Source organism: Geobacter pickeringii (assembly GCF_000817955.1).
In the GTDB taxonomy this organism is placed as follows: Bacteria; Desulfobacterota; Desulfuromonadia; order Geobacterales; family Geobacteraceae; genus Geobacter; species Geobacter pickeringii.
The window spans coordinates 1,730,014-1,746,496 of sequence record NZ_CP009788.1; the positions used below are offsets into that span (position 1 = coordinate 1,730,014).

11 protein-coding genes are annotated in these 16,483 nt (G+C 60.1%); all 11 read left to right on the forward strand.

Annotated features, from left to right (window positions below; all coding sequences use genetic code 11):
* Positions 1-315: 315 nt before the first annotated feature.
* The 11 genes from GPICK_RS07720 to GPICK_RS07770 all read left to right on the forward strand — a co-directional run bounded on the left by GPICK_RS07720 (position 316) and on the right by GPICK_RS07770 (position 16,462).
* Entirely contained in the window at positions 316-2,478 is a 2,163-nt protein-coding gene (locus GPICK_RS07720) for a bi-domain-containing oxidoreductase (RefSeq protein ID WP_039741879.1), read from the forward strand.
* Entirely contained in the window at positions 2,475-4,313 is a 1,839-nt protein-coding gene (locus GPICK_RS07725) for an alginate lyase family protein (protein ID WP_201773205.1), read from the forward strand. The genes GPICK_RS07720 and GPICK_RS07725 overlap by 4 nt, the downstream gene beginning before the upstream one ends.
* Positions 4,310-5,071: a WecB/TagA/CpsF family glycosyltransferase gene (locus tag GPICK_RS07730; RefSeq protein WP_236685679.1), complete on the forward strand. Its 762-nt coding sequence runs from the start codon at positions 4,310-4,312 to the stop codon at positions 5,069-5,071. Before GPICK_RS07725 ends, GPICK_RS07730 begins: the two co-directional genes overlap by 4 nt.
* 18 nt (positions 5,072-5,089) lie before the next feature.
* Complete coding sequence (wecB, locus tag GPICK_RS07735) at positions 5,090-6,199, forward strand: non-hydrolyzing UDP-N-acetylglucosamine 2-epimerase (protein ID WP_039741882.1); 1,110 nt, start codon at positions 5,090-5,092, stop codon at positions 6,197-6,199.
* A 20-nt stretch (positions 6,200-6,219) separates the two neighbouring features.
* Positions 6,220-7,791 carry a VPLPA-CTERM-specific exosortase XrtD gene (gene xrtD, locus GPICK_RS07740; protein ID WP_236685680.1) on the forward strand — a complete coding sequence of 524 codons (1,572 nt, stop codon included), beginning with the start codon at positions 6,220-6,222 and terminating at the stop codon, positions 7,789-7,791.
* Between the two features lie 23 nt (positions 7,792-7,814).
* A complete protein-coding gene (locus GPICK_RS07745) occupies positions 7,815-9,440 on the forward strand; it encodes a glycosyltransferase family 4 protein (RefSeq protein ID WP_039741885.1) in 1,626 nt (541 codons plus the stop codon).
* Between the two features lie 37 nt (positions 9,441-9,477).
* Complete coding sequence (locus GPICK_RS07750) at positions 9,478-11,457, forward strand: tetratricopeptide repeat protein (protein WP_039741887.1); 1,980 nt, start codon at positions 9,478-9,480, stop codon at positions 11,455-11,457.
* A gap of 483 nt (positions 11,458-11,940) precedes the next feature.
* Positions 11,941-12,564, forward strand: a complete 624-nt coding sequence (locus GPICK_RS16955) for a polysaccharide biosynthesis/export family protein (protein ID WP_236685681.1) — start codon at positions 11,941-11,943, stop codon at positions 12,562-12,564.
* Positions 12,551-13,726, forward strand: coding sequence for an outer membrane beta-barrel protein (locus GPICK_RS07760; RefSeq protein ID WP_144400069.1), 1,176 nt, complete (start codon positions 12,551-12,553; stop codon positions 13,724-13,726). Before GPICK_RS16955 ends, GPICK_RS07760 begins: the two co-directional genes overlap by 14 nt.
* Before the next feature lie 66 nt (positions 13,727-13,792).
* Complete coding sequence (locus GPICK_RS07765; RefSeq protein ID WP_039741891.1) at positions 13,793-15,361, forward strand: GumC family protein; 1,569 nt, start codon at positions 13,793-13,795, stop codon at positions 15,359-15,361.
* A 360-nt stretch (positions 15,362-15,721) separates the two neighbouring features.
* Entirely contained in the window at positions 15,722-16,462 is a 741-nt protein-coding gene (locus GPICK_RS07770) for a nucleotide-binding protein (RefSeq protein WP_236685682.1), read from the forward strand.
* Positions 16,463-16,483 lie beyond the last annotated feature (21 nt).

A 16,483-nucleotide genomic window follows, 5' to 3' on the forward strand; every position in this document is an offset into this window, starting at 1 on the left:
TTTTCCGTTCAATAACCGTTACGACAGCACCCTTTCTCTCCGTGCCTTGCGGGATGACACCCAGTCCCGACAGGGTCTTTGTTGTTTCCGTGACGTTCTGACTTTCCATTGTCGTGCTTGATCCCTTCCGTGTGAATTAGAGCTTGTCCGTACATAAGCGTAGCGGGGTCTTATGGACACAAGGTAACGGAGAGATGTCTATCGTGCAAAAAAGCGCAGGTTGCGCAATCGTAGCCTTGCTGTAGCACATCGTACAAACAGCCGGGCTAATCTCCTGCTCGTTGGTTAATAACGGCAAACAAAGCAGGAGAAACGATGCTGCAGCTGACCCAGAAACTCGGAAGCGGTGAGATGAAGGTGCTCGAAGTGCCACTGCCGGCGCTGCCGGCCGGGCACCTGCTTGTCCGCACCCATTACTCTCTCATCAGCGCCGGTACCGAGGGGAGCACGGTCAAGACGGCCCGCTCGGGTTACATCGGCAAGGCCAAGGAGCGCCCCCAGCAGGTGAGGCAGGTGATCGAGACGATCCGCTCCCAGGGGATCACCCAGACCTACCGGGCGGTGATGAAGAAACTCGATGCCTACTCTCCCCTCGGATACTCCTGCACGGGGGAGGTCATTGCCGTGGCCCCGGACGTGACGTCGATCACGATCGGCGACCTGGTGGCGTGCGGAGGACTTTCCGCTTCCCACGCCGAGATGGTGAGCGTTCCGCTGAATCTCTGCGTGCGGCTGGAGCCGGATGCCGACCTGAAGCAGGCTGCCTACAACACCCTTGGCGCCATTGCCCTCCAGGGGGTGCGCCAGGCGGACCTTCGCTTGGGGGAAACGTGTGCCGTCATCGGCCTCGGGCTCCTCGGTCAGCTTGTCTCACTCATTCTCGGGGCTTCAGGAGTCAGGATCATCGGCATCGACGTCGACCGGGCAATGGTGGAGACGGCGAGGCAGGGGGGTGTCGACCTGGCATTGGGCCGCGACGAAGACGGCATCGAAGGGAAAATCGCCGCGTTCACCGGCGGAATTGGCTGCGATGCGGTGATTATCACCGCGGCCACGAATTCCCTCGACCCGATCAATTTTGCCGGTGCCATCGCCCGGAAGCGCGGGTCGGTGGTCATCGTCGGCGCCGTTCCGACCGGGTTCGACCGGGAGCCGCACTACTACCGGAAAGAGCTCCAGGTAAAGATGTCGTGCTCCTACGGTCCCGGTCGCTACGACCCGTCCTACGAGGAGAAGGGGCACGACTACCCCGCGGCCTATGTGCGCTGGACGGAAAACCGGAACATGCAAGCCTTCCAGGAGCTTATCCGAAGCCGGAGAATCGACCTCGGCTACCTGACGACCCATACCTACCGTCTGGAGGAGGCTCCGCGGGCCTACGACATGCTTATCGAGCGGTCCGAGCCGTTCATCGGCATTCTCATCGAGTACGACAGGGAGAAGGATCTCGGGGCAGTGGAACGTCTGTCGGTCGGCAAACCCGTTCCCGTGCGAGGGGGCTCATCGGCCTCCGTCGGTTTCATCGGTGCCGGGTCCTACGCCCAGAGTCATCTCCTGCCTAATTTGAGGGAGTGCGGCGGGGTGCGTCTCGCCGGGATCGTGAATGCCAGCGGTACCGGCACCCGGTCGGTGGCGGAGCGGTTCGGTTTTGACTACTGCGCCGGGAGCGGGGAGAGCCTCCTTGCGGATGAAACCATCAACACCCTGTTCATAGCGACGCGCCATGACAGCCACGCGGCGTATGTGACGAAGGCCCTCCGGGCCGGCAAGCACGTGTTCGTGGAAAAGCCCCTCTGTCTGTCGGAAGAGGAGCTGTGCGCCATTGCGGCAATCCACGCGGAGCAGGCCCCCCACTGCGTGCTCATGGTGGGATACAACCGCCGGTTTTCCCCTCTTGCGCGGATGCTGCGAGATGCCTTCGGCACCGGTCCGATGGCGATGACCTACCGGGTGAACGCCGGTGCGATCCCGGTTGAATCGTGGATACAGGACCCGGAGCGGGGGGGAGGGCGGATCATCGGTGAGGTATGCCACTTCGTGGATTTTCTCACCTACCTCAACGGATCGTTGCCGATCACGGTGCATGCCACGGCCCTGAGGGCGACCCCGCAGCTGCTCGATACGGTCAACCTGACCTTTACCTTCGCCAACGGCTCCATCGGGACCATCGGCTATTTCGCCAACGGCGACAAGGGGCTGCCGAAGGAGCGGGTGGAGGTCTTTGCCAACGGCTGCTCCGCGGTTCTCGACGATTTCCGATCCCTGACCATCTACGCCGGGGGGAAAAAACGAGAGAAAAAGCTCATGGCCCAGGACAAGGGACAGAAGGCGGAAGTCGAGGCGTTCATCGCCGCAATTGGCGAAGGGAGGCAGGCGCCCATCCCCTTTGAGGAGATCCGGAGCACGCCCCTGGCGGTCTTCCGCGCCCTCGAATCGATCCGCTCCGGCAGGTGCCTGGCGGTGAATGGGGATACGTGAGCCGCGGACTCTTCTACCTTTCAAGGCTTCGCAATGCGACGCTGTCGGAGCTTGCCTACCGCACGAGGGAGATGCTCTTCGTCAGGCGGACGAGGAGCGCGGTAATGCGCCGGAGAATTCCGGCCCGGCTGCCGCAGCTGGATATGGCGGACGTGCGTACTCTTGCCGCGCCGACCATGAGGATTATGGCCACCGCTGCAACGGTGGAGGAGATTCTCGGCGGCAGAATCTTTACCCTCAACGAGGAGCCTTCCCGTCTGCTGGAGTGCGAACAGGGAGCACGGGGAACCTACTCGCCGGACATCGGCAGGGACCGTCTCGGCTGCGACGTGCGGGCACTCTGGGAACCGGCGCGTCTGCAGCATCTGACGCTGCTCATGGCCCACTTTGTCTCTGATGGAATAGAGGAGAGGGGGGATGAAATCAGGGAGTTCATCCGCGATGCCCTTGGTAACTGGCTCGACGCAAATCCCTCGTTCACCGGTCCCCACTACATGTCCGCCATGGAGTGCGGGCTCCGGGTGCCGGTCTTCTTTCTTGCCCTCAAGTGTCTCGGAACCACAGTCGGCAACGACTGGCAACGCCTCATGGAGGCCATCTACCACCATGCCTGGTGGATCGAGAGGCGTCTCTCGCTCCATTCGTCCCTCGGCAACCACACGGTGTGCGAGTGCGTGGGGCTCGTCTTTGCCGGGGCGGTCTTCCGGAAAACGGAAGAGGGGAAGCGGTGGCTCGGGCGGGGGATCGAACTCCTGCGGCAGGAACTCGATCATCAGGTCGTTGCCGACGGCGGACCGGTGGAGCAGTCGTTCTCCTACCATCGATTCGTACTCGATCTGTACTGGTTCGTGATCGATTTCATCGAGAAGAACAACCTCGGCGAATGCCATGATTTCAAGGTACGGCTCTGGGCCGGGGAGGAATTTCTCTCCTGCTTCACGGACGGCAGCGGGCATATTCCGCCGGTGGGGGACTCCGATGATGGCTTCGCCCTGGCGCCGGGACTGGCGCCGAAGCGGATGCCCGTCACCAAGGCACCGGAGCCGGTCCGCACCTTTCCCGCCTCGGGATATACGGTCTTGGGCGGAAAGGGGGGGAAACTCCTCGCCTTCGATCACGGGCCGCTGGGGATGGCTCCCCTTTATAACCACGGCCACGCCGACGCCCTTTCCGTGACCTTTTCCGTGGGGGGGGCACACATTCTGGTGGACCCGGGGACCTACCGCTATAACGGCGCCGACCAGTTCCGCCGCTACTTCAAGGGAACCCGGGCCCACAACACGGTGGCTATTGACGGTGAGGACCAGGCGCTGCAGGTCACGGGCTTCATCTGGAGCCGTCCCTTCCGGAGCCGGCTTCTCAGGAGTGTCGCAACCCCGGACGGCCACCTCGTCGAGGCGGAACACGACGGCTACCGCCGGCTTCCCGGAGGTGTAACCCATCGTCGATCGATCCTCTTCCGCGACAGCGGCGATTTCCTCATCAGGGATACCTTCGCGGGGGAGGGAGAGCACCGGTACGAGCTCAATTTCCATCTCAATCCCGATGCCGAGGTGACACTCAATGGCGCGACGGCACGGGTCCGCGTCGGCGGGATTACGCTCGTGCTGACAACGGTTGGCGGCGGTGAGTTCGACTGCGTGCACGGCGGCGAGGAGCCACTCCTCGGGTGGCATTCGCCCGCTTACGGCGTGCTGCGGCCAACGTGGGTGCTTCGTCGGGTTGAAGAGGGGAGACCGCGAAATGTCTCCTTTGTTACCGCGGTCAGCATTGGCGAAGAAACAAGGCAGATGAACGGGGAGGAGATGCTATGCAGCATGGCCCGATACGAATGAAAATCCTGAATGTGTGGGTCGATCCGGTGGACATGAAGGGTGCCGTGGAGCGCGTCGAGCACTTTGTGGAGCAGGGGACGCGGCCCCACTGCATTTTCGCGGTGAATCCGGAGAAGAACTTTTCAGTCCCCCGCGACCGCGAGCTGCACGGGCATTTTGCCGCGGCGGACATGCTGATACCGGACGGAATCGGCGTGGTCATGGCCGCCCGCCTCCTCTACCGGGCACGTCTCGGCAGGGTGCCGGGGGTCGAGCTGATGGAGGAGATCTGTCGCCTGTCGGCGCGCAAGGGATACCGGGTATTCATCTACGGCGCCTCGGAGGAGGTGAGCCGCCGGTCGGCGGAGGTGCTCCAGGTGCGCTATCCATCCTTGCAGATTGTCGGGAGATCCAACGGCTTCGTCAAGGAAGGGGAGATGCCCGATCTCGTCAACCGGATCAACGAATCGCAGGCCCAGGTCCTCTTCCTTGCGCTCGGTTCGCCGCGCCAGGAAAAATGGTTCGCCACCCACCGGGACCAGTTGACCACGGTCAGGGTCTGCCAGGGAATCGGTGGAACCCTCGACACCATCGCGGGAACGGTGCGCCGGGCGCCCGAATTCTGGTGCCGCTTCAATCTGGAATGGCTTTACCGGCTGCTGGAGGAGCCGGGGAGGATCAGGCGCCAGAAAGTCCTCCCCCTCTTCGCCCTGCTGGTGATCAGGGAAAAAGTGAGACGTATCGCGGGAATTCGACGCGATGCGCCGGCATTTCAATAATCAGACAAGGAGCAGACCATGAAAGTCTTTCTTGTTGCCGGTGCGCGGCCCAATTTCATGAAGATCGCCCCCCTCTACCGCGAGGGAAGCGGGCGGGAGGGGGTTGCCTGCCGGATCGTTCATACCGGTCAGCACTACGACCACGAGATGTCCGAGGCGTTTTTCGAGGAGTTGGAGATCCCCGAGCCCGACTACCGGCTCAATGCCGGTTCCGGGTCCCATGCCGTCCAGACTGCCCGGATCATGACCGCCTTCGAGGAGGTCTGCCTGAATGAGCGTCCCGACCTGGTCATCGTGGTGGGGGACGTGAACTCCACGCTTGCGTGCAGCATCGTGGCGAAGAAACTCCAGATCGAGGTCGCCCATGTGGAGGCGGGGCTCAGGAGCTTCGACCCCTCCATGCCGGAGGAGATCAACCGGATGGTCACCGACAGTATCTCCGACTGGTTCTTTGTCACCGAGGAGAGCGGAAAGGCGAATCTGATACATGAGGGGAAGAGCCGGGAGCGGATCTTCGAGGTCGGGCACGTGATGGTTGACAATCTGTTCCACCAGATCGTGCGGCTTCAGGAGAACGATCCCCGTTTCGACAGGGTGAGAATGGCGCGCGAGGGGCTGTCCGACTATGCGTTCCTGACCCTGCACCGGCCGAGCAATGTCGACAGCCGGGAGGCCCTGAACGAAATCGCGTCAGCCCTGAACGAAATCGCCGCGGAGCTTCCGATCGTCTTCCCGGTCCACCCCCGCACCCGTTCGATGCTGGAGAAGCACGACATCCGCCTCTCGTCCCGTATCTCATTGCTTCCCCCCCTCGGATTCCGGGAGGCCCTCTACCTCTGGAAGGACTCGGCACTGGTTCTCACCGACAGCGGCGGTCTCCAGGAAGAGACCACGGCCCTCCAAATTCCCTGCCTCACCCTTCGGGAGAACACCGAGCGGCCGATCACCATCGATCAGGGGAGCAATACCCTTGCCGGCACGCGGAAGGATACCATTATCCAGGCATACGAAAAGGTGCGTGGCAGGGCCGGCCGCGACTATCCGGTCCCCCTCTACTGGGACGGCAAGGCATCGCTGAGAATCTGGGATGCCCTGACGACTGATCTGCCAATCGTTTCGCATACCTGAGGTAATTGATGACGCAATCTTTGACAGTTCTTTCCCCGTCCCGATTTCTGAAAGGAGCGCTCTATATCGCGCTCTGTGCTGGTATCTACGCTTCCGCCTACGAGTGGCTGGTCACGAAGGACTGGATTCGGGACGATTACAGCTCCTGCTTCTTGGTGCCGATCATAGTCCTCTATCTGCTCTGGGAGAAACGGGCGGAGATGTTCGCCACGCCCTCAGTCGTCACCTGGCGGGGGTTCTTCATGATTGTGCCGGGCATCGTTTTCTTCTGGCTCGGGGAGCTGTCGGGGGAGTACTTCACCCTCTACCTCTCGTCCTGGATGGTGTTCGTCGGGATTCTCTGGATGCACTGGGGGTGGGCGAAGCTCAGGAAGGCCGCATTTCCGCTCCTGTTTCTCCTCGGCATGTTCCCTCTTCCCAATGCGGTGAACGGCTTTCTTACCCTGAAACTCAAGCTCATCTCGTCCCGGCTGGGGGTCGAGATGATGAGGCTCTACGGTCTGTCCGCCTACCGTGAGGGGAACGTCATCGACGTCGGTTTCACCAAGCTCCAGGTGGTCGATGCCTGCAGCGGACTCCGCTACTTTATCCCCCTGCTCATGCTGGCTGCCCTCCTTGCCTATTATTACCGGGCTGCCCGATGGAAGCGCGCTCTGGTCATTATCTCGGCCGTTCCCGTTTCAGTGCTTACCAATGGACTCCGGATCGCGTCGGTCGGCATTCTCTACCAGTTCTGGGGCCCGATGGTGGCGGAGGGCTTTTTCCACGATTTCTCCGGCTGGTTCATCTTCATGGCAAGCATTGCCATTCTCCTTGCGGAGATGTGGCTCCTGAAGCGCTTTTTCCCCGAGGGCGCAGTGGGCGGACCCGTGCATTCTCCCGACAGTGACCGTGTCGCGCTCCATCCCGTTACCCCCCTGCCGGCCGGATCGCCGTTGCGCGGTCTCCTGATGCCGGTTCAGTTCGCCACGGCGGTGCTGCTGCTCGGTACAACCCTCGCCTTCTCCCAAGGGATCAATTTCCGTGAGCATGTGCCGCCGAGTCGCGCTCTCGACCAGTTCCCCCTTTCCGTGGGGGAGTGGCAGGGGACCAGAACCTCCATGGAGCAGATATACCTTGATGCCCTCAAGTTCGACAGTTACGCCATGGTGGACTACCGTGCCCCCACGGGAAAGACGGTCAGCTTCTATACCGCGTACTACGGCAGCCAGCGCAAGGGAGAGTCGATCCATTCCCCCTCGACCTGTCTCCCCGGAAGCGGGTGGGCCTTCGAGGAATCGGGAGAAACCAGGCTCCCCTTCAATGCATCCGACGGCCAGCCCATGAGGGTGAGTCGCGCCTTCATGAAGAAGGGAGATGACCAGGAACTGACCTATTACTGGTTTCCCCAGCGGGGAAGGACCCTCACCAATATCTATCAACTCAAGCTGTACGGTTTTTGGGACGCCCTGACGCGGCAACGGACCGACGGGGCCCTGGTCAGGGTCATAACCCCCGTCTACCGGTCAGAGCCCGTCAGCGCCGCCGAAGCACGCCTGCAGGCTTTTACCAGGCAGATAGAGCCGGTGCTGGCCCGATACATCCCCAACTAACCTGCATCCGGTTGGAGGGTTTCATGTTTCTTTCAACGTTGCTCCTTTCGGTGCTGATCACCATAGTGCTGACACCGGCATTCTGCAGCGTCGCCATCCGGTACCAGGTGGTGGACCTGCCGAATGAACGCAAGGTGCACCAGCAGCCGATTCCGCGGATCGGCGGCGTTGCCATGGCAATCGGCGCCTTCGTGCCGATTGTACTGTGGCACATGGTCGATTCGTTTGTCCGGGCCTATCTCTGCGGTTCCGCAATCCTGGTGCTGATCGGCCTTGTGGACGACTTTCGCGATCTTTCTCCCCGCGTCAAGTTTGCGGGGCAGTTTGCCGCCGCCCTCATGCTGGTTCTGTTCGGCGGCGTGGAGATCACGAGGGTCGGGACTCTGGCACCCGACGGTTTTGCACTCGCCCCGTGGCTATCCGTTCCGTTGACCCTGGTGACGATCGTGGGGGTGACCAACGCCATCAACCTCGCCGACGGCCTCGACGGTCTGGCAGGGGGGATCTGTCTCCTGATCTTTGCCGCCATCGGGTACCTTGCCTATCTGGTTGATCAACCCGTGACCGGTTTCATCGCCCTGGCCCTGAGCGGCGTCATCTACGGCTTTCTCCGTTTCAACACCCACCCCGCCTCCATCTTCATGGGGGACGCGGGGAGCCAGTTCCTCGGCTACTCGGCCATAGCGCTCCTGTTGCGCCTGAGCCAGGGGAATACCGCCCTGAGCCCCCTGCTGCCCCTCGTCATGGTCGGCTTTCCGGTTCTGGATACCCTTGTGGTGATGAGCCTGCGCATCTCCCGGGGGGTCTCCCCCTTTTCAGCCGACAAGAACCATTTCCATCACCATCTCATGCGGCTGGGTTTCACTCACGCCGAGTCGGTGCTGGTCATCTACATATTCCAGACGGTTCTGATCATAGCGGCGATACTCTTTCGCTATTACTCGGACTGGGTACTGCTTCTCGGCTATCTGCTCTTTTCTCTCATGCTGATCGCAGGGTTTTCCCTTGCAGCGAATAACAAAATGGGGTTCAGGATTCTCGGACACTTCCGTTTCCGTGTCGGCTCCCTGCTCAGGCTCTGGCGCAGGGAAGGCACGATAATCCGTCACGCATTCCGCATCTTCGAGTACGGGATACCGTTACTGCTCGCCCTTACCTGCATGATTGCCGTAGTGCCCTGGCGCGCCGCGTCTTTTATCGGGCCGTTCCTGGCGCTTGTCATTCTTGTCGTCAGATTCATCAGACCAGGACACCTCGGCGCGGTAATCAGATTTTCGCTCTATCTGGCAATTCCCTTTGCCGTCTATTTCAGCGACATGATCCTTGTCGGCCACCACCCCGCGCTTCCTGTAAGGATCTACAATGCCTCCTTTGGCGTATTGGCAGTATGCATCATCGTCATTTCCAAGTTGTCGCGACGAAGCAAGGGGTTCCAGAGTACCCCGCTCGATTTTCTGATCATCATCCTGGCGGTGGTGCTCCCCAATCTCCCCTATGGCGGCGACAATCACGCATACCAGCCAGGTTTGATCGCCGCAAAAATCATAATGCTCTACTTCAGTTTTGAGGTGCTGATGGCGGAAATGAGAGGGAATTTCGTCAGGCTCTCCTATGCCGTGGCGGGAGCCTTGACGCTGCTGGCGCTATAGTTGTCGATCACCTGAAATTACAACGAGAGGAGTCGTGATGAAAATTCGCACGTGGATCAATGGGGCAAGCATGTTCTGCTGCGCACTGCTGGTGTTTGGGTGCAGCGGTCCCGAGGCCAAGAAGATGAAGTTCTATACCAAGGGGAAGGAACTCTACGACAAGGGGGACCTGGTCAAGGCGAAACTCGAGTTCAAGAACGCGCTCCAGATCGACCCGAAGTATGCGGATGCCTATTACATGCTCGGGCATGCGGAGCTGAGGGGCGGCAATCTGAAGGAGGCCTACGGTGATTTCACCAAAGCGGTGGAGCTCAACCCTGCCCTCAAGGATGCCCAGTACCAGCTCGGCAAGATCTTTCTCGGCGCACGGATGACCGACAAGGCAATGGAAAAGGCCGATGCCATCCTCAGGATTGACCCGAATTACGAGGATGCGCTGCTCCTGAAGGGGGCGACGCTTCTGGCGGAGAAGAAGAACCCCGAGGCGCTCGCTCACCTGGAAGGGCTTCTGGCCAAGGGGTGCAGGAAGACCGACCTCTACCTGCTCCTGGCCCAGCTGCACTTCGCGCGGAACGATCAACGGAATGCGGAAGCGGTTCTCAGGAAGGGGATCGCCGATAATCCGAAAGCAGTGCCGATTGTCCTTGCCCTTGCGGAGCTCTGTGCCCGTACCAGTCGCATCGTCGAGGCTGCCGGGCTGTTGAAGCAGGCCGGTGACCTGGAGCCGAACAATCCAGCGCATCGCGTTAATCTGGCGGGCCTCCAGTGGGCTGCGGGCAAGGAAAAGGAGGCCGCTGAGGTGCTGAAAGGTATGATCGCCGCCGCGCCGACCGATGAGGAGCGGTGGTTGACGGCGAGCGGATTCTACCTCGGCAAGGGCCGGAGCGACGACGGTGAGCGGCTTCTCAAGGAGGGTTTCGGGAAAAACCCCAAGAGCTTCAGGCTTCGCTTCGCCCTGAGTGACCTCTATCTCAATACCGGCAAGGAAGATCAGGCGATCGCTGTTCTCAAGGAGTGTCTCACCCTCGAAGGCAAGCAGTCCAATCCGGGTATCATTCAGACGAAAAATGCCCTGGCCCGGATTTTTTTCGCCCGGAACGAGAACGACAAGGCAGCGCAGTATGTGGACGAGGTCCTCAAGGAGAGCCCGAAAAACGTCGATGCCCGGTTCATCAAGGGGAATCTGCACCTCCGTAAGGGGGAAGGGGCCAAGGCCGTGGCAGAGTTCAGGAGCGTGGTTTCCGAGAATCCCCAGCTCATCGAGGGACATATCCGTCTTGCCGAAGCTCACGTCATGAACAAGGAACTCAATCTGGCTGAGGACACCCTCAAGGGAGCTCTCAAGGCCGAACCGAAGTCGCGTGACCTTCTTCTGGCGATGGCCCGGTTTGACGTCCTGAAGAAGGATGCAAACGGGGCGGAGCAGACGCTCCAGGCGATACTCAAGGCAAACGCCAATGACATAGAAGCCCGGGCCGAGCTTGGCAACATCCTTTTGGCGAAAAAGGAGTATCGCAAGGCCGAAGTCGAATTCAGCGAAATCAGGCGCCGTGTGCCAGCCCTCCCGCTGGGGCATGTCAAAATGGGAGAGCTGTATGTGGCCCAGCACAACAGCGGGAAGGCCCTTGCGGAGTACGAACTGGCGTTCAAGGCCAATCCGGATTCCTGGCGGGTGAGCAACGACCTCGCGTTCCTTCTGGCCGACATGGGAAAGGATCTGGACCGGGCCCTTTCGCTGGCTCAGAAAGCCCAGAAGGAGCGTCCCGACGACTTCCTCGTCGGTGACACCCTCGGTTGGGTCTACTACAGGAAGGGTGACTATGCAAAGGCCGAGGAGCTCCTCGTCAAGGCACTGAGCAAGACCCCGGCGGCCCCGGTCGTCAATTACCACCTCGGTATGGTTCTTTACAAGGTGGGAAAGAACGACAAGGCCCGGGAGCATTTCAAGAAAGCGCTTGCAGGGAACTCCTCGTTTCCCGGCAGGGATGAAGCCGCCAGGGTACTGGCAAAAATCTAATGATTAATTCCATTAATCTTCATGGGGCCGTGACAGAGCTGTAACCGTCTGCTGGTATTTTGCCGAATTGTCGCAATGTTCGGAAAAGAGGAAACGGAAAGCAGGATGAAAGGTGTGACGAGGATGACATATTCACGTTGGTTGGTTGCGGCAGTGGCCCTCATGATACTGTTCTGCGCCGATGTGGGGCGACTTCATGCGGATATGTCCGCGGAATACCGGGAAGCGGGTTTTGATTCCATGCCGGCGGTCAGCGCCAATTCACTGGAGGATCCGGTGAAGGAGCGACTTCGGAGGAGGCGTTTCGAGGGCCGGCAACTCCCTGTTGTGGAATCGACTTCAGCGGCGCCCACCAGGACCGGAAGCCCCGAAAACCCGGAGCGAGCCCCGCAGGCGATTAACGCCCAGCCGTCGCGGCAGACAGCAACAGAAACGATTTCTGCGAACGATTCTTCGGCGCCGGCATCTGGAGATAAGGGGGGAGTGATTGCGGCCGGTACGCGTAAGTCTCTCTGGGGATCGCTCAAGTCCCTCGTCGGCATGGGGGAGGGCAGCCCGGCAGCCATGGAAGCGTCGGTAGTCGCCGCAGTCGAGTCGTTGCCCCCGATTCAGGAGGCCGTTCCTTCCAACTACGTGATCGGCGCCGGCGATGTGATCGGCATCTCGGTCTGGCGTGACGATGCGCTGACAAAATCCGTCGTGGTTCTCCCGGACGGGAAATTCGACTTCCCCCTCGTCGGTGAGGTCGTTGCCGGTGGCAAGACCGTCGCGCAACTGAAGGAAGAGCTGGAGAAGAAACTTTCACGGTACATCTCCGACGCACAGTTGTCGGTGGATGTGAAGCAGTCGAACAGCATGCTGGTGTATGTTATCGGGAGGGTGAACTCCCCCGGCCGGCATGTTCTGCTGGCGCGGACCAATGTCCTTCAGGCGCTGGCAATGGCAGGCGGGCTCAACCCGTTCGCCAGCAAGAACGATATCCGGATATTCCGCAACGATGGCGGCGCTACCAAGATGTACTCCTTCGCGTACGGCGAGGTAGTAGAGGGGAAGCGCCTCGAATCGAATATCGAACTGATGAGAGGGGACGTCATTGTCGTTCCGTAACCGCCTCTCCCTGTTGATGGTGTGCATGACCGCAGGGTGGACCGCTCTTGCTGGCGTGGCGAAGGGAGCGGAGCTTTTGCTGGTTCCGAGCATTACTCTCAAGGAAGAGCACAACGACAACATCTTTCTCACGGCTCAAAATGCCACGAGCGATTTTATCACCACCATCGTCCCGGGGGTTCGGGGACGCGCCAGAACGGAGCGCTTTGACGGCGACCTCACGGTCGGGTTCAACTATCTCGACTATCTGCGGCATAACTTGCTGGACGGCCTTGATTTCTTCGGGCGGAATTCGCTGGCGTATCGCGTGACGCCACGCCTCAGTGTTTCGGCAGGAGGGGGCTACGTCCGTAACTCGCGGCCCGACCAGCTCAGTGCGACGGGTATCGCGCTGAACGCCGGGAGCGACAGATACAATGCCCAAGGAGGGGCGAATCTCGCGGTGGATGAGCTGACGAACACATCGCTCACCTACGGGTATGACCGACAGAAGTTCGACAACGCGCTGCAACTTCCCACAACGACCCATTCCGTGACCCTTGCCCTTGATCATGATCTCGACAAGGTTCTCCCAAGGACGCGGTCCGGGGTAACGTTCCTGTATTCAAACGACGATGTGGTCAGTTCACAGGTCGATAACTACGCTGCTTCACTGGTAATGTCGTACACCCCCCGCGAACTCTGGAAGATGTCGGGTTCGGTCGGTGGGCGCTTCACCCATTCCACTTTCGAATCATCCGGCCACACCTTCAGAACCGACGATACCGGCCTTATCGGAAGTCTTTCCCTGGGGTATGCCGATGATCGGAACGACGGTACCCTCAGCTTCACCCGGGACCTTGCCACTGCCTCAGGCGGTTCGAGCGTTACGGAGCGCACATCCCTCAACCTTTCGCTCGGCAGACGCCTGACCGAAGAGCTGCGGGGAGAGGTGGCAAGCTCCTTTGCTTACAACAGGACCAGACAGAACCAGTTCTCGGCCGTGGAGATAAACGAGAAGACTCTGACGGCACGGGGCTCGCTCCGTTACACCATGACCCGGTATCTGGACGCCGAGGCTCTCTACCAGTACACCCATGTTGATTCCGGTGGTGAGGGAGGGGCTGCGGTCCAGAATCTTGTGATGCTCCGCGTGAATCTGAGCTACGAGATGGGCCGATAGCCCCGTGCCCCCGTGGTTATCGCTGCTTGCGAAGAAATTCAATTACCAACGAAATGAGGCTGTCGCATGGAGCATGAAATCAAATCCCTGAACGATGTTCTCGCTATCGCCAAACGAAGGAAATGGACCCTCGTGGTCCCTACCGTCTCCATTTTTCTTGTTGCGGCCGTTATCGCCTTCCTGCTCCCCTCGATCTACAGCTCCACGTCCACGATCCTGATCGAGGAGCAGGAGGTTCCCCGCGAGTACGTCAACACCACGGTGACGAGCTTTGCCGACCAGCGCCTCCAATCGATAAACCAGCGGATCATGGGAACGAGCAAGCTCCTTGATATTATCGGAAAATTTAACCTCTACGCTGATCTCAAGAACAAGTGGACCACGGAAGAGATCGTCGCGAAGATGCGCAAGGATATCAAGTTCAACACCATCAGCGCCGACGTTATCGACCCCCGGTCGGGTCAGCCCCGGCCGGCAACCATCGCTTTCAGCCTCTCCTACCAGGGGAAGAATCCCTCCGTGGTCCAGCAGGTTGCCAACGAACTGACCACCCTCTACCTGAATGAGAATCTCAAGGTTCGGGAAAAACAGTCCCTCGGTACGACCACGTTCATCGAGGAAGAGATGAAGGGGGTGCAGAAGCAGCTGGAGGACATCGAAGGAAAAATTGCTGCTTACAAACAGCGCAATATCAATGCGCTGCCGGAACTGGCGCAGGTCAATATGCAGGCGGTTGAAACGACCGACCGCGAAATCATGTCGCTCAACAGCCAGCTCGGCAACCTGCGGGAGCGCGAGAGTTACCTTCAGGCCCAGTTGGCCAGCATGCCAACCGACTCCGCCAGTCAGGACAAGACCCGCCTCAACGAGCTGAGGGTCCGGATGGTGGACCTGAAGACCCGGTTTACCGATGAGCATCCCGACGTGATAAAGGTAAAAGGGGAAATTGCCGAACTGGTCAAGCAGCTTCGTTCCAGCGGCCGGGACACGGCGGACAGCAAGCCTGACAATCCTGCCTACGTGACCCTTTCGTCCCAGTTGGCGAGCATCAAGTCCGAAATTGCATCCACAAAGCGGCAGATAGACAGTTTCATCAGGAAGCGCGACAGCTACCGCCAGCGGGTTGCCGCGACACCGGGAGTCGAAGAGGGATACAAGAATCTGGTGGTGGAACGGAACAATCTCCAGAGCAAGTACGATGACCTTTCGAAGAAATACATGGAGGCCAAGGTTGCCCACGGCCTGGAGCAGGAACAGAAAGGGGAGCGTTTCACGCTCATCGATTCCGCCCGGCTGCCGGAGAAGCCGATCAGTCCCAATATTCCCGCCATACTGCTCATCGGGCTCGTGCTTGGAATCGGCAGTGGCGTCGGCCTGACTGCCCTTCGTGAACAGAGTGACCAGACCTTCAGGACTGCCGAGGCCCTCAGCAGAGTTACCTCGTTTCCGGTTCTCGCCACAATTCCGGAGATCGGCAACGGTGCAGAGGCGCCCCGAGGCTTCGGCAGGCGAGGAATGTTTGCCGTCGGTCTGGTTGGGGTGCTGGTGGCGACCACCCTCGTTGTCCACTTCTTCATCATGGATCTGGATATCGTCTGGGCAAAGATGTTACGCAATGTAGCCCGAATGGGGTAAGAGAGGCGCAACCTCATACAGAAATCATGGGTCTTTGGGACAGTTTCACCGTGTCCGCGGCCCGGAAGCGAAGAAGGAGTACTGAACATGGAACAGCGCAGCGGAGCTTTGTCGAGGCTACGGAGGAAAACTCCTGTCGACCGTACTGAAGAGGTGCAAGCCGGCGTCGGTACATCGCCTACGGACAGCTCTTCACCGACTGCATGCTGCGGGCTGGCGGAGACTTCTGTCAGTGAGGCAGCACCGACCCCGTCGGTTGAGGAGGGTGGACAGCGTAACGCTCCGGCGCAGTCGTCGAGACTTCAGGCCCCGTCTGAGCCGCAAGAAGCTCATTCACCCCTCGTCGCCTCGGTGAGGCCGGTGGTGCAGGAGGCCCATGAGAGGGCAGGGTGGGTCTCGCCCAACTATTCCCTTTCCCGCTCCGTTGCCCTCAATCCGAGGACGATGGAGGAAAACCGCTGCATTGCCTTCCATTCGGATGCCCCGGAGGTTGAGCAGTATCGCGTGCTCCGGACGAGAATCCAGCAGCAGGTCGGAAATCAGCAGGGTGCGACGATTATGGTGACGAGCGCCCTGCCGGGGGAGGGGAAAACCCTGACCGCCATCAACCTTGCCCTCACGTTCGCGCGGGAGTTCAAGCAGACGGCGTTGCTCGTGGACTGCGATCTGCGGCAGCAGCGTGTCCACCAGCTGCTGGGGTACCCCGGCAACAAGGGACTGGTGGATTACCTGCTCCATGCAACCCCCGTGGAAGAACTTTTCGTCTGGCCGGGGGTCGAGAAGCTGACCGTGATCTCCGGCGGGCGCCTGCTCAAGGATGGGAGTGAACTGCTCGGTTCGCCGGGAATGCGCAACCTGGTCCACGACATGAAGCACCGCTATCCGGATCGGACGGTCATCTTTGACATGCCGCCGGTGCTTGTCGGCGCCGACGCACTGACGTTCGCACCGCTCGTCGACTACATCCTCGTGGCGGTCAAGGCGGAGGAAACGCAGTCAGCGGATGTGCAAAAAGCCCTCAAGCTCCTTCCACGGGAGAAGATTATCGGTCTTGTTCTGAATCGGCACAAGGGGCGGCAGAAAGCGGTCAACGAGAATTAGTTGCCGTGTGACGGTAGACAT

Coding starts and splice junctions, on each gene's coding strand:
- GPICK_RS07720 (WP_039741879.1), top strand. CDS start 316: ATGCTGCAGCTGACCCAGAAACTCGGAAGCGGTGAGATGAAGGTGCTC.
- GPICK_RS07730 (WP_236685679.1), top strand. CDS start 4,310: ATGAAAATCCTGAATGTGTGGGTCGATCCGGTGGACATGAAGGGTGCC.
- wecB (WP_039741882.1), top strand. CDS start 5,090: ATGAAAGTCTTTCTTGTTGCCGGTGCGCGGCCCAATTTCATGAAGATC.
- GPICK_RS07745 (WP_039741885.1), top strand. CDS start 7,815: ATGTTTCTTTCAACGTTGCTCCTTTCGGTGCTGATCACCATAGTGCTG.
- GPICK_RS07750 (WP_039741887.1), top strand. CDS start 9,478: ATGAAAATTCGCACGTGGATCAATGGGGCAAGCATGTTCTGCTGCGCA.
- GPICK_RS07765 (WP_039741891.1), top strand. CDS start 13,793: ATGGAGCATGAAATCAAATCCCTGAACGATGTTCTCGCTATCGCCAAA.